This is a genomic window from Variovorax robiniae, assembly GCF_037889955.1.
GTDB lineage: Bacteria > Pseudomonadota > Gammaproteobacteria > Burkholderiales > Burkholderiaceae_C > Variovorax > Variovorax robiniae.
Window position 1 is genome coordinate 534,816 of record NZ_JBBKZS010000002.1, and the last position, 14,202, is coordinate 549,017.

At 67.4% G+C, this 14,202-nt stretch carries 9 protein-coding genes; 5 read left to right on the top strand and 4 right to left on the bottom strand.

The genetic code is table 11. The features are described 5' to 3' along the window. Positions 1-335: 335 nt before the first annotated feature. Entirely contained in the window at positions 336-8,585 is an 8,250-nt protein-coding gene (locus WKW79_RS06730; RefSeq protein WP_340334328.1) for a GH36-type glycosyl hydrolase domain-containing protein, read from the top strand. A gap of 11 nt (positions 8,586-8,596) precedes the next feature. Here WKW79_RS06730 and WKW79_RS06735 read toward each other — a convergent pair whose 3' ends face one another. After that, positions 8,597-9,247, bottom strand: coding sequence for a TetR/AcrR family transcriptional regulator (locus WKW79_RS06735; protein ID WP_340334329.1), 651 nt, complete (start codon positions 9,245-9,247; stop codon positions 8,597-8,599). A gap of 90 nt (positions 9,248-9,337) precedes the next feature. Between WKW79_RS06735 and WKW79_RS06740 the strand changes: the two genes are divergently transcribed. The 3 genes from WKW79_RS06740 to WKW79_RS06750 are packed head-to-tail and all read left to right on the top strand — an operon-like array spanning position 9,338 to position 11,010. Continuing rightward, on the top strand, positions 9,338-9,748 hold the full coding sequence (locus tag WKW79_RS06740; RefSeq protein ID WP_340334330.1) for a VOC family protein: 411 nt from the start codon (positions 9,338-9,340) through the stop codon (positions 9,746-9,748). A 23-nt stretch (positions 9,749-9,771) separates the two neighbouring features. Then, positions 9,772-10,194, top strand: coding sequence for a VOC family protein (locus tag WKW79_RS06745; RefSeq protein ID WP_340334331.1), 423 nt, complete (start codon positions 9,772-9,774; stop codon positions 10,192-10,194). Between the two features lie 18 nt (positions 10,195-10,212). Beyond that, entirely contained in the window at positions 10,213-11,010 is a 798-nt protein-coding gene (locus WKW79_RS06750) for an SDR family NAD(P)-dependent oxidoreductase (protein ID WP_340334332.1), read from the top strand. Between the two features lie 26 nt (positions 11,011-11,036). Here the strand turns inward: WKW79_RS06750 and WKW79_RS06755 are convergent, their stop codons facing one another. Then, on the bottom strand, positions 11,037-11,465 hold the full coding sequence (locus WKW79_RS06755) for a hypothetical protein (protein ID WP_340334333.1): 429 nt from the start codon (positions 11,463-11,465) through the stop codon (positions 11,037-11,039). 146 nt (positions 11,466-11,611) lie between these two features. Between WKW79_RS06755 and WKW79_RS06760 the strand changes: the two genes are divergently transcribed. Then, on the top strand, positions 11,612-13,102 hold the full coding sequence (locus WKW79_RS06760) for an extracellular catalytic domain type 2 short-chain-length polyhydroxyalkanoate depolymerase (protein WP_340334334.1): 1,491 nt from the start codon (positions 11,612-11,614) through the stop codon (positions 13,100-13,102). A gap of 9 nt (positions 13,103-13,111) precedes the next feature. Here the strand turns inward: WKW79_RS06760 and WKW79_RS06765 are convergent, their stop codons facing one another. Then, on the bottom strand, positions 13,112-13,531 hold the full coding sequence (locus WKW79_RS06765; RefSeq protein WP_340334335.1) for a nuclear transport factor 2 family protein: 420 nt from the start codon (positions 13,529-13,531) through the stop codon (positions 13,112-13,114). Beyond that, complete coding sequence (locus WKW79_RS06770; protein ID WP_340334336.1) at positions 13,528-14,202, bottom strand: YceH family protein; 675 nt, start codon at positions 14,200-14,202, stop codon at positions 13,528-13,530. Before WKW79_RS06770 ends, WKW79_RS06765 begins: the two co-directional genes overlap by 4 nt.

A 14,202-nucleotide genomic window follows, 5' to 3' on the forward strand; every position in this document is an offset into this window, starting at 1 on the left:
CGCCCGCTGCTCCTGCGTAGCCTGACCCCAAGGTCCGAATGGAAGGCATGTTGCCCTCCATCCAGGACACGCCACGGGAAGCGCTGCCATGTCTTTCTCGCCTCTCCTGCCCCCCGCTTCTGTCGGGGCCTTGACCTCTGCTCCTGTCGATTCCGTCCACGGGGACTTGATTGCCCTCGCTGCCCACATGCAGCATTGCGCGCGATGCCGAGGTCCGATGTTCGGCCTCCGATCCGTTCTCCAGGCGGGTCAGTCCGCGGCGGCCAGCCGAATCGTCACGGTGGCGTGCATCGGATTCGGGATCGTGATCGCGGCGCTCGCCGTCGCCTGATGGCGTGACCGCCGACATCCTCGACCGGCTGCCTACGCTGAGCGAGGAAGCGCGGCGATACCTGCGGGCGCCGCGCGAGCACATCGAACCCGCGATCCGCTCCGACCTGTTCGGCATCCAGCGCTTCGAGGCGCATGGGCGCAGCTTGGCGCGCGCGCAGGTGGTGTCGGATCCGTCGGTTCCGTCGCGCAGCCCGCCCTTCTTTCCGCGCGTCGACGAGAACCTCGCATCCCTGCGGGAAGCCTTCGACTACATCGCGCTGACTTCGCGCAGCGGGCGCTACGTCTCGCCGGCGGCCGAATGGCTGCTCGACAACTTCCACCTCATCGAGGACCAGTTGCAGCAGATCCGCGAAGGCGTGCCGCGGCGCTACTACGCGCACCTGCCCAAGCTCGCGGCGCAACCGCTCGCCGGACTGCCGCGTGTCTACGGCATTGCCTGGGCCTACGTCGCCCATACCGACAGCGTGCTCAACGCGGAGCTGTTCAGCGCCTTCGTCAACGCCTACCAGGAGGTGGACGAACTCACGCTCGGCGAACTCTGGGCCATGCCTACGACCTTGCGCGTGGTATTGCTTGAGAACCTGCGCCGGGTGGCCGAACGCATTGCCCGCAACAAGGTGGCGCGCGAGGTGGCGCATGCGGTCTGGGACGCCGCGGACAAACTGACGATGGCGGAACTCGATGAACTGGGCGAGCTGGCGCGACGCATGGAGTTCAGCGACAGCTACCTGCTGCAACTGTGGCAGCGGCTGCCCGTCGAACGCGGCGACAAGGCGCCCGCGCTGGTGCACTGGACCGAAGCGCATTGCCCGAACGGCCCGGCGCTCATCAACGACGCGCAGACCGCGGCGGTGGCGGCCAACATCACGGTGGGCAACATCATCACGACGCTGCGGGTGATCGGCCAGATCGTGTGGTCGGACCTGATCGAGCCCCTGAGTCATTCGCTGCGCACCCTGCGAGAGTTGCCGAGCTTTGCGCGCGAGAGCGAACTCACGCGCCAGCAGATCACCCATGCGATGGAACAGTTGGCCCGCCAGAGCGGAAAGTCGGAACTCCGGGTGGCGCAGGTCGTCGTGCGGCGTGCGCGCATGGAGTACGCGGGCAGCACGGTCGATGAGCCAGCGATCGACCTTCATGCGCGGGCCGAGCGCACCGCGGGCTTCCATCTGCTGGGCCCGGGGCGTGAAGCGTTGCTGGATGCACTGCGCAATCGGGATGCACAGCCGTCCGTCGAGCCGACCGATTGGCAACCGCCGTACCGGGCATGGCGCTTGCCGCTGTATCTGGTGGCAATCCTCGGTAGCACCGCACTGTTGATGGTCGCCGTGGCGCATCACCTGGATCACATCAACTGGCCGGCCGCCGGAATGGGCGGATGGCTGACCAGCCTCTGCCTGCTGCTGATGGCGCTGCCGTTGTCGGAAGGCGTGGTCGCGCTGGTGCACCGCATCGTGGCCGAGTCGGCGCGCATCGAGCCCCTGCCCCGGCTTGATTTCTCCAGCGGGATACCTGCAGCGCATCGTGTGCTGGTCGTCATTCCGACGCTTCTGACGTCGGTCGATGGCAACGCCCGCCTGGTCCGCCAACTGGAGTTGCATTGGCTGGCGAACCGGGAAGACGAAGCCCAGTTCGCGTTGCTGGGCGACTGGGCCGATGCGGACCGGGAGAGCCTGCCCGAGGACACGCTGTTGCTCCACGATGCGCGCCGCCGCATCGCCGCGCTCAACGCACGCTATCCACGCAAGCCCGAGAAGCTCGCCCGCTTCCTGCTGCTGCATCGACCGCGCGCCTGGAGCGAGACCGAGCAACGCTGGATGGGCTGGGAGCGCAAGCGCGGCAAGCTGGAGATGGTGCTGCGATTGCTGGCCACGGGCGAGTCGAGCGACTTCTTGCCCGACGGCTCGGGCAGCTTGCTCGCGGCGCGCATTCCCTACGTCGTCACGCTCGATGCCGACACCACGTTGCCGCCCGGCACCTTGCGTGAGTTGGTGGCCGTGGCCGCGCATCCGCTGAACGCGCCGCAGGTCGACAACGAGACGCGCCGCGTGGTGGCGGGCTACGGCATCCTGCAGCCGCGCATCGTCACGCCCTTTCCGACACGTTCGAAGCGCTCGATGTTCCACTGGCTGTTTGCTGGAACCTGTGGCATCGACCCCTACAGCAGCGGCGCGTCCGATATCTACCAGGACCTGTTCGGCACGGGCTCCTTCACCGGCAAGGGCCTGCTCAACGTGCACGCGGTGCATGCCGTGCTCGATGGCCGCATGCCCGAAGGCGCGGTGCTGAGCCATGACCTGCTCGAAGGCACCGTCGCCCGCTGCGCGTTGCTGAGCGACGTGGTGCTGCTGGAGGACCATCCGCAGCACGCCGGCGTGGCTGCCTCGCGCATGCACCGCTGGACGCGCGGCGACTGGCAACTGTTGCCGTTGATGGGGCGCGCCGCGCGCTTCGGCATCGATGGACTCGGTCTCTGGAAGATGAGCGACAACCTGCGCCGCGCGATGGTGCTGCCGGCATCGGCTGCGTTGCTGGGCCTCGCCCTCTTCACCGATGCGGTGCCTATCGCCCTGGCGCTCGTCGCCGTGGCAGCCGCCCTTGTCCTGGGACCGCTGCTGGGCGCATTGGCAGGACTGGTGCCGACACGGCGGCGCATCGAACTGCGCCACTTCTTCGATGTGGGATCGGGTGACTTGCTGCGGGCGCTGGCCGGTGCAGCCTGGCAATTCAGCCAGTTGTGGGCGCAGGCCTGGCTGCTGATGAACGCGACCTTGCGCGCTGCATGGCGCCTGCTGGTGAGCCGCCGTCACTTGCTTGAATGGACCACGGCGGAGCAGGCGGAGGCACAGGCGCGCTATTCGCCAGCTGCCTTCCTGCGTGCCGGCGCCTGGCCCAGCGCGGCCTGCGTTGCACTGGCCGTGCTGGCGCTGGGCAGCTCGCATCCCTGGACCGGAGCGCTGCTGTTCGCGCTGTGGGCCTGCGCGCCGCTGGTGGCCTGGTGGAGCAGCCGCCTGCCATCGCAGGCAGGCCCGGAGGCCGAACTGCCCGCGGACGAGCGCGACTACCTCGCCAACGTCGCGCGCGACACCTGGCGCTTCTTCGAGCAGGTGGTCGGCGCCGAGGACAACCACCTGCCGCCGGACAACCTGCAGCTCGAACCCGAAGTCACCGTCGCCCATCGCACCTCGCCGACCAACATCGGCATGTACCTGCTCGCCACCTGTTGCGCACGCGAGTTCGGATGGATCGACAACGCCGCGCTGGCCCAGCGCATCGGCGCCACGCTCGACAGCGTGGATCGCTTGCCGAAGCACGAGGGCCATCTCTTCAACTGGTACGAGACGCGCTCGCTGGAGGTGCTGCGGCCGGCCTATGTGTCGAGCGTGGACAGCGGCAACATGGCCGGCCACCTGATGGCCGTGGCGCAGGCCTGCAGGGTCCATGCGCGCGACGGCGATACCGCCTTCGAAGCACTCGAGGCACTCGCGCTGCGTTGCGACGCGTTGGCCGACGCGATGAACTTCAGCGGCCTCTACGACGCAAAGCGCAACCTCTTCCACATCGGCCTGCGCGTGGACGAGAACGTGCTCGACGCGAGCTACTACGACCTGCTGGCTTCGGAGTCGCGCCTGCTGAGCTTCATCGCCATTGCCAAGGGCGACATACCGCGCCGCAACTGGAGCGCGCTGGGACGGCCGTACGTCACCGTCGGCATCCGGCCGGGACTGAAGTCGTGGTCGGGATCGATGTTCGAGTACCTCATGCCCGGCCTCGTGATGCCGGAGCCGGACGACGGCTTGCTGCAGGTGGCCAGCATCGCCGCCATTCGCGAGCAGCAGGCCTTCGGGGCGGCGCAGCAGTTGCCGTGGGGCGTGTCGGAGTCGGCGTACTTCGCGCGGGACCATTCGCTGGCCTACCAGTACTCCCCTTACGGCGTACCCCGGCTGGCATTGCGGCGCACGCCGCTCACCGACCGGGTCGTCGCGCCCTATGCCACCCTGATGGCCGCGCAGCTCGCGCCGCACGATGCGGCGATCAACCTCCGACTGCTGGAGTCGCTCGGCGCGCGAGGCGAACTCGGCTTCTGCGACGCCATCGACTTCACCGTGTCGCGGCAGGCCGAGGGCCAGCCCTTCAGCGTGGTGCGTAACCACATGGCCCACCACCAGGGCATGTCGCTGGTGGCGCTGTGCAACCTGCTCTGCGCCGAGGCGCCGCGCCGCTGGTTTGGCGGGACGGCCCTGGCCGAGGCCTATGCGGCGCTGCTGCAGGAGCGAACGCCGCGCCAGGTCATCGGCAGCGCCGACCCGCGGACGCCGCCCGAGCCTGCGAATGGCGATGCCGCGCCGGTATTCCAACTGCGAACGATCGACCCGATGGTGCCGGGCTTCCAGCCCACGCACTTGCTTTCCAACGGCCGCTACACGGTCGCGCTGCGGCCCAACGGCGCGGGGGTGAGCCGCTGGCATGCCTTCAGCGTGAGCCGCTGGCGCGACGATCCGCTGCGCGACGGTTATGGCACCTTCTTCTACGTACGCGAAGGCGAGGCCATGTCCTCGCTCACCGCCTTGCCGGCCCCGGGCCCGGACTGGCGCTACCGCACGCGCTTCCTCGCCGACCAGGTGCAATTCGATGCCAAGGGCCCCGGCCTGCAGGCGCGCACCACCGTGCTGATCAGCCCCGAGGACGACACCGAACTGCGCACCGTGACGCTGCACAACACCAGCGAAGAGACCCGCGAGCTGGAACTGATCTCCTGCTTCGAACCCGTGCTGTCCTTGCCCAAGGCCGACGAGACGCATCCCGCTTTCACCAACCTCTTCGTCGAGACCCTCTGGGAGCCGGCCTGGCGCGCGCTGCTGATGACGCGCAAGCCGCGGCTGCAAGGTGATCCGGTGGTGGCTGCGGCGCACTTCGTCGCGGCGGTCGATGCGCACATGCTCTCGGTCGAATGCATGGCGGACCGCCGCGCCTTCATCGGGCGCAACGGCCGCTTGTCGATGCCTGCGCTGGATGCGCAGCCCATGACGCCCGACGGCGCGCCGATCAACGGACTCGACCCGATCGCCTGCCTGCGCGTGCGGCTGTCGATCAAGGCCGGCGCCACGGCGCGCGTGACCTTCGCGACAGCCGCCGCCGACAGCACCGACGCACTGATCCCCGTGATCGACCGCTACCTGCAGTTCACGCTGGTGGAACGCGCCAGCCGGATGGCTGCCACGCTGGCGCAGGTGCGGCTGCGCGACCTCAACATCGCGCCGGCACAGAACCTCGCGCTGCAGGACCTGACCACCGTCCTGACCTACACCACGCCGCGCGTGATGGGCGACCGCGGCCTCATCGACCTGCGGCAGATCTGGCGCTTCGGCATCTCGGGCGACAAGCCGATCGTACTGGTGCACATCCATTCCAGCATCGGCATGGGCCTTGTCAATACGCTGCTGCGCGCCCAGCCGTGGTGGGGCTTCGGCGGCGTGGCCTGCGACCTCGTGGTGCTGAATGCAGAGGCGGCTTCGTACCAGATGCCACTGCAACGCGAGATCGAGGCGCTGCGCGACCGCATCAGCCACGAAACTCAGAACAGCTTTCCGCGCAACGACTCGGCCGGCTTCTACCTCTTGCGCGACGAGGAGGTGACGCCGTCGGAGAAGGCTGCCTTGTCGACCCTGGCGCGCGCGGTGTTCACGGCCGATGGGCGGCCCCTGGAGGTGCAGGTGGCTGCGTTGCGCGAACTCGCGCCGGTTGCGCAGGTGCCGGGCGGCGGCGTGGCAATGACGAGCGTGCCGCTGCTCGCGCCGCATCGAAGTCCGGACACTCCGGCCGAAGCCCCCCGCGCGCCCATCGGCGACTTCGATCCCGCCACCGGCGAGTTCCGCTTCGAAGTGGACGCGCAGCACCGGCCCGCGCGGCCCTGGATCAACGTGATCGCCAATGCCAGCTTCGGCTTCCAGATCTCGGAGGCGGGCGCGGGCTACACCTGGGCCGTCAACAGCCAGATGCACCAGCTCACGCCCTGGTCGAACGACCCCGTGCAAGACCCCGCCTTCGAGCACTACCTGCTGCAGGACCTGGACTCGCACGAGTTGATTCCGCTCACTCCCGCGGTGCGCGGCGCCGGCAACGACGCAGTGCATCGCATTCGGCACGGCCAGGGCTACACCGTGTTCGAGTGCACGCACCGCGACCTGGCGCTGGTGACCACCTTCCTTGTCGACCGTGACGACAGCGTGAAGCTGGTGCATGTGGAGGTCCGGAATGAGGGCACTGCCGCGCGCAGCTTGCGTGCGCTCGCAATGGCCGAATGGCAACTCGGGCCTGCGCGCGGCACGCGCCGCACGGTGCATTGCTGGAAGCCCGACGATGTGCCGGCCGTGTTCGGCCAGCAGCGCGAGTCGAGCACGGGCTTTGGTGGCGGCACGGCCTTCCTCATGATTGCGGGTTTGCAGGACGCGGCGCACTGGACCTGCGACCGCAACGAGTTCTTCGGCCATGGCGGTGTCGAGATCCTCGGCGCATTCGGGCGGCGCGCGGGCAGCGGGCTGGATGCCTGCGCGGCCATCGGTGGCGACTTCACGCTGGGACCAGGGCAAGCGATGCGTTTCACTTTCGCGCTGGGCTACGCAGCCGATGCGACAGCCGCCGCGCAACTCGCCTCGCACTGGCAGCAACGCGACGTGCCGGCAGCCCTGGCGCAAGCGCGCGGGTTCTGGGACGAGTTGCTGGGCCGCATCCAGGTGCGCACACCCGATCCGCTTTTCGACGTATTGGTCAACCGATGGCTCCTCTACCAGACGCTTGCCTGCCGGCTGTGGTCGCGCGCCGGTTTCTACCAGGCCGGAGGCGCCTTCGGCTTTCGCGACCAGTTGCAGGATGCGATGGCCTTCGCTGCCATCGACCCGGCGCGCCTGCGCAAGCAGATCCTCACCAACGCCGCGCGCCAGTTCCCCGAGGGCGACGTGCAGCACTGGTGGCACATGCCCGGCGGCGCCGGCGTGCGCACGCATTTCTCCGACGACCTGCTGTGGCTGCCCTTCGCCAGTGCCCACTATGTCGACGTGACGACCGACATGAGCCTGCTCGACCAGCAGGTGCCCTTCATCGAAGGCGCGCAGATTCCACCCGGCGCCGAAGACGCCTACTACGAGCCACAGACCAGCAGCCAGGTCGCGACGGTCTACGAACACGGCGCGCGCGCCATCGACCGCAGCCTCACGAAAGGGGCGCATGGTCTCCCGCTGATGGGCACCGGCGACTGGAACGACGGCATGAACCGCGTGGGCAGCGAAGGCAAGGGCGAATCGGTGTGGCTGGGCTGGTTCCTCTGCACGGTTGTCGAGCACTATGCGCCGCTGGCCGAAGCCCGCGGCGAACATGAGCGCGCTGCGAAGTGGCGCGCGGCACGCGACGGCTGGATCCATGCATTGCACGATGCCGGCTGGGATGGCGCCTGGTTCCGGCGCGCCTTCTTCGACAACGGTGCGCCGCTCGGTTCATCGGCCAACGGCGAATGCCGCATCGACCTGATCGCGCAGGCGTGGTCTGTGTTGTCCGGTGCCTCCACGCCGGCCTTCACCGACAAGGCGATGGCGTCGTTGAAGCAGCACCTCATCGACGAGAAGGCTGGCCTGTTGCGCCTGTTGACGCCGCCGTTCGAACACTCGGCCAACAGCCCTGGCTACATCCAGGCCTATCCACCGGGCGTGCGCGAGAACGGCGGGCAGTATTCGCACGGCGCCGTGTGGGCCATGATGGCGCAGGCGCTTCAGGGCGATCATGAGGCCGCGTGGCGCAGCTTCGAGGGCCTGAGCCCTGCGCACCGGGCGAAGCATTCCGAACGCGGTCCGGTGTACGAGATCGAACCCTACGTGATGCCCGGCGACACCTATGGCGCGGCTCCCTATGTCGGGCGCGGGGGCTGGAGTTGGTACACCGGATCGGCGGCCTGGATGCATCGCGCCGCGATCGAGACGCTGCTGGGACTCGAGCTGCGCGGACGGCAATTGCGCGTGACACCGCGTGTGCCGGCGCACTGGCCCGGCTTCGAGATCACCCTGCGGCTCGACGGGCATGAACTCACGCTGCGCTATGGCGACATCGGTCGACTGCGTGCTGGGGATGGGTCGCCAGCGGCCGGCACGCCAGCGGAAGATCACGACATCGATGCGGCAGCCATCCCGGTCGATGCCGGCGCGTGGATCGACTGGCACGCGTTGCCCGCCGGCGCCGTGTTGCACGTTGCGCAACGGGAATAACGCAAGCCGCGCTAAATCCCCGCTTCCACCATGTCCAGCAAGCGCTGCCCCAAGGCCTCGACCTGGTTGTCCAGCGCGCCCCGCAAGGGACCGTCGATGATGAGCAAGGCCAGGCCATGAACCGATGCCCACGCCAGGAACTCTGCGCCCGGCCGCCGCGCCACGGGCAGCACGCGCGCGGCGACCATGCGGTCCAGCGCAGCGCCGAGCAGTTGGAAGGGATTCAAACCGCCCGGCCCCTGAGCCTCCGGCCCCGCCGACACCGCACCGAAAACTTCGGGCTCCGCGAAGAAGGCCGTGCGAAAAAGCCCCGTCTCGGCCCGAGCGAATCGCAGGTAGCCCGTGCCGACGGCACGTAGGCCGGCCCGCGCAATGTCGGCCGCCTTGCCCTTGGCCGGCACCGCGGCCAATTCCTTTTCCATCGCCGCAGCCACTGCCGACAGCGCCGCCGCGCGGACTTCCCGCAGCAGATCCAGCCGGCTCGCAAAGTGGCGATAGGCCGCGTTGGGCACGACGCCAGCCCGGCGCGTCGCCTCGCGCAGCACCACCGCCTCCGGGCCGCCACCACGCGCGAGTTCGATGCCCGCATCCAGCAACGCACGCCGCAGGTCCCCATGCCGATAGCTGCTGCGGGCGGGTGGCTGGGGCGTTTGTGTGCGCATTTGTTTCGAATGTGGACGCTGTCCATTATGTCTGCTATCTTTTGTGGACGGCGTACACAAACATCCCGATTTCATCTGACAAGGAACTGCATGAGCACCAAGATCTTCGTCAACCTGCCCGTCAAGGACCTCGACAAGTCGGTGGCCTTCTTCACCGCCCTCGGCTTCAAGTTCAACCCCCAGTTCACCGACAAGAACGCGACCTGCATGATCGTCAGCGACGAGGCTTTCGTGATGCTGCTGGTCGAGCCCTTCTTCAAGACCTTCACGCCCAAGCCGATCAGCGACGCGCACAAGAGCACAGAAGTGCTGGTGTGCCTGTCATGCGACAGCCGCGGCGAGGTCGACGACATGGTCGCCAAGGCCGTGGCCGCTGGTGGCACCACGCCCAACAAGGCCAACGACCATGGCTTCATGTACCAGCATGGCTTCCAGGACCTGGACGGCCATCTCTGGGAACTCGCCTGGATGGACATGGCCGCCATGCCCGCCACCCCCTGACCCCCACCCCAAGGAGAAACATCATGAAAGTACAGCCCTACCTTTTCTTCGACGGCCGCTGTGAAGAGGCGCTCGAGTTCTACCGCTCCGCCATCGGCGCGAAGCTCGGCATGGTGATGCGCTTCAAGGACAACCCCGAACCGCCGAAGGACGGCGCCCCCGGCTGCGGACCGGGCAACGAGAACAAGATCATGCATGCCGAGTTCACCCTCGGCGAATCACTGCTGATGGCCTCCGATGGCTATGCGAACGGCAAGCCGGAGTTCAAGGGCTTCTGCCAATCGATCACCACCAAGGACGACGCCGAGACGAAGCGCATCTTCGACGCACTCGCCAAGGGTGGCACGATTCAGATGCCGCTGGGCAAGACCTTCTTCGCCTCCTCCTTCGGCATGGTCGCGGACCGCTTCGGCATGCCGTGGATGGTGATCACGCAAAGCGACTGATCGCACGAAGGCGCTGCAATGCTGCTCTCGAACAAGGTGGCCGTGATCCACGGCGGCGGTGGCGCGATGGGTGGCGCCGTGGCGCGTGCGTTTGCGCGCGAGGGTGCGCGTGTCTTCCTGGCCGGCCGCACGGCGGTCAAGCTCGATGCGGTCGCGACGGAGATCCGCGCGCTGGGCGGCACCGCTTCCACGGCCGTCGTCGATGCGCTGGATACCGAAGCGGTCGAGGCGCATACCGCTTCGGTCGTGGCCGAAGCGGGCCGCATCGACATCGCACTCAATACCGTGGGCTTCGCGCACGTGCAGGGCGTACCGGTGCTTCAGCTTGCGCTCGCCGACTACCTCCACCCCATCGACAGCTATGCGCGCTGCAACTTCATCACCGCGAAGTCCATCGCGGCGCAGATGGTGAAGCACCGCTCGGGCGTCATCCTCACGATGTCCACGCCGGGTTCGCGCATGGCCGCACCGGGGATCATCGGCTACTGCATGACCTGCGCCGCAGTGGAAGTGTTCACGCGTGTGCTCGCCGCTGAACTCGGGCCCGAAGGCATTCGCGTGCTGTGCCTGCGACCGCATGCCACGCCCGAGGCGTCCGCGCAAGGCTCGCATTCGCACGAGGTGTTCCGGCCGATGGCCGAGGCCAGCGGGCTGACCGTCGCGCAGATGCTCGATGGCGCTGCGGAAGGCACGGCGCTGAAGCGACTGCCCACGCTGGAGCAGGTGGCGCAAACGGCCGTGTTCCTTGCCTCGGACCATGCAGCGGCGATGACCGGCACCGTGGCCAACCTGAGTTGCGGGGCTGTACTCGACTGAGATGCGAAGCCTTCAACGGCTCGCGATCATTTCGTCCCGTCAAGCGCCTGCTGCATCGCGTCGCGCACGCGCTTGAACTCCTCGCGATCCTTCTTCTTGAGCAGCGCGAGATCGGATGCGATCTGTTCCAGCCGCGCAGTCGCGCTGCCCGTCTTGACCTGCTCGATCTCGTCCCACATCGCCAGGAAATCCGCGAACGGCTCCCTTTCGGCTGGCGTCGGATGCTCCGCGAGGATCAACGCACGCAGCGCATCCGAGATGCGGCCGATCTGCCGACCATAGCTGTGCACCGCGACCACGTTGGCCTCGGTCTGCGGCGCCGTGGAGTTGTTGCTGTTGATATTGAACGTCACCGGCAATATCGGCTGGACCAGCGAGTTCGGCGCAAGCTGCAGCCATTGGCGCCAGACATCCGTGGGATTCCAGTTTCCGAAGGGGATGGCATCGGTGGTCATGGGCTCGCTCCTGCGGTGTCGGCCTACGCGGCCACGCGCATGTTCGTCGAAGCGGCGCCCTTTGAACAGAGGCACCCTCTCGCTACACTGCACGCCCCCGGCCCCGCGTTCCGTGCACCCTGCACCGTGCCCAAGGAGACCACTCGATGCGCAAGCGAATCGTCGTTCTCGCCGCCGTCACGGCGATGATGCTTCCCGGTCTCGCGGCACATGCCGCAGTCGCACTGCCCCGCTTGAACATCGACGCCAGCCAGACCACCGTGTCCGGCCTGTCGTCCGGCGGCTTCATGGCCAACCAGCTTGGCTATGCCTACTCGTCCACATTCCATGGCGTCGGCGTCTTCGCCGGCGGGCCCTACATGTGCGCGGGCCACAGCAACTACACGGCCTGCATGTACAACGCCTCGATCAGCAGCCAGATGCTGAACACGATGCAGGCCGACATCAACAACTGGAGCAGCACCGCGATCGACGACAAGGCCAGCGTCGCGCAGCAGAAGATCTACCTGTTCGTCGGCAACAGCGACACCACCGTCGGCCCGAACCCGATGAACGCCGTGCAGACGCAGTACACCGCCAACGGCGTGGCCGTCGCCAACCTGGACTACGTGAAGCGCGCCAGCACCGCCCACACCTTTCCGACCGATTTCGACGGCACCGGCAACAACAACTGCAATTCGGCCTCGTCTCCGTACATCAGCAATTGCGGCTACGACGGCGCCAAGGCCGCGCTGACGCGCTTCTACGGCCCGCTCAACGCCCGCAACGACACGCCGGCCGCCGCCAACTACATCGAGTTCGACCAGAGCGCATTCACCAGCAATCCCGGCATGGCGCCGACCGGATGGGTCTACGTGCCGTCCGCCTGCGCGGGTGGCGCCACCGCTTGCCGGTTGCATGTGGCGCTGCACGGCTGCCTGCAGAACTACGCCACCGTCGGCGACAAGTTCCTGAAGAACACCGGCTACACCCGCTGGGCCGATACCAACCGCATCGTCGTGCTGTTCCCGCAGACCCGCGTCGACAACACGCAACGCCCCACGTCGGCCAGCGGATCGCTGCCCAATGGCAACGGCTGCTGGGACTGGATCGGCTGGTATGGCAGCAACTTCGCCCAGCGCGCCGGCAGCCAGCAGGTCGCCATCAAGGCGATGGTCGACCAACTCGCCTCTGGCAGCACAGGACCAGGGACGCTGCCCGCACCGACGGGCGTCACGCTGTCCGCAGCAACATCGAGCAGCATGACCCTCGCTTGGGCCGCCGTGAGCGGCGCCAGCGGCTACAACGTCTACCGCAACGGCAGCAAGGCAACCGCATCGCCCGTCGCCGCCACGACCTTCACCGACACCGGCCTGGCACCCGGCACGTCCTATTCATGGACCGTCGCCGCCCTTGACGACAGCGGGCTCGAAGGCTCGCCGTCCACTCCGATCAGCGGCAGCACGACCGGTGGCACTGCCACCACGTGCTTCACGTCCTCGAACTACGCGCACGTCAGCGCCGGCCGTGCTCACGTGGTGATGTGGCTCGCCTACGCCAACGGTTCCAACCAATACATGGGTCTGTGGAACATCTTCTTCTCGACGACGCTGAAGCACACAGGCCCGGGCTATTACGTGGTCGGCAGTTGTCCCTAGCCCGGTTGATCACTGCTGCTGGTGCCCGGCCTGCAGCATCGCCCCCATCTTCTGGTGGATCAGGTTGATGGCCTTGAGCGGGCGCAGCATGACCTTGAACTCGACGATCTGGCCCACGTCGTTCCAGGTGATCATGTCGACGCCGTTCACGGCGATGCCGTCCATCTCGACCTGGAACTCCAGCACCGCATGGTCGGCCGCCACCGTCTCGCGGAGGTAGCGGAAGCTCGGATTGAAGAACACATGGAAGGCGGCCGTGAGGTACTGCAGCGTCACCGCCTTGCCGACCTGCGGCGTGTGGACCACCGGCGAATGAAAGACCGCATCGTTCGCCAGCAAGGCTTCCAGGCCCTTCGAATTGCGCTCGCGCACCAGTTGGTGCCAGGTGGCCAGGACTTCGCGGCCGATACCGCTTGAGTTGTTGTTCATGATGTTGACGATGTTCCTTCGATTCCAAGTTCAGTGCATACGCGTGCCACCAGCGCCTTGAGTTCGGCCAACTCCGATTCCAGCCGGGCGACGTTGGCCTTGAGCGCGGCGACTTCGCCCAGCGAAGCTTCCGCCCGCCCCGGCTCAGGCCCCGCGGCATCTTCCGACGGCGGACCGCTCAGCAGATGCGCCCACCGGTTCTCGCGTGCGCCCGGCAGGCGCGCCAATTTGACCACCAGCGCGCCGGCCGGCCGCTCGGCCAGTTCGTCCAGGAAGGCCTCCACCGAGGAGATGTCAGCAAAGTTGTGCATGCGGTCGCAAGCGATGCGCAACTCCCCTGGCGTCTGCGGGCCACGCAGCATCAGCACGGTCAGCAGTGCGATCGACTGCGACGGCACCTTGAGCACGCGGTCCGCGTTGTGGGCGTAGCGGAAGGCGCGGCCTCCGCTGGACTCCGACACCAGGCTGTAGCCCTTGAGGCTGTCGAGCGCGGCCTGCGCCTGGGTGTCGGTCACCTCCAGCACCGGGTTGCGGCTGGTCTTCTGGTTGCAGCCGGCGACCACTGCATTGACGGTCAGCGGATAGCTGTCGGGCACAGTGCGCTGCTTCTCGGCCAGCACGCCGAGCACGCGGGTCTCGATCAGCGAAAGGACGGGCAAGGTGGTCGACAT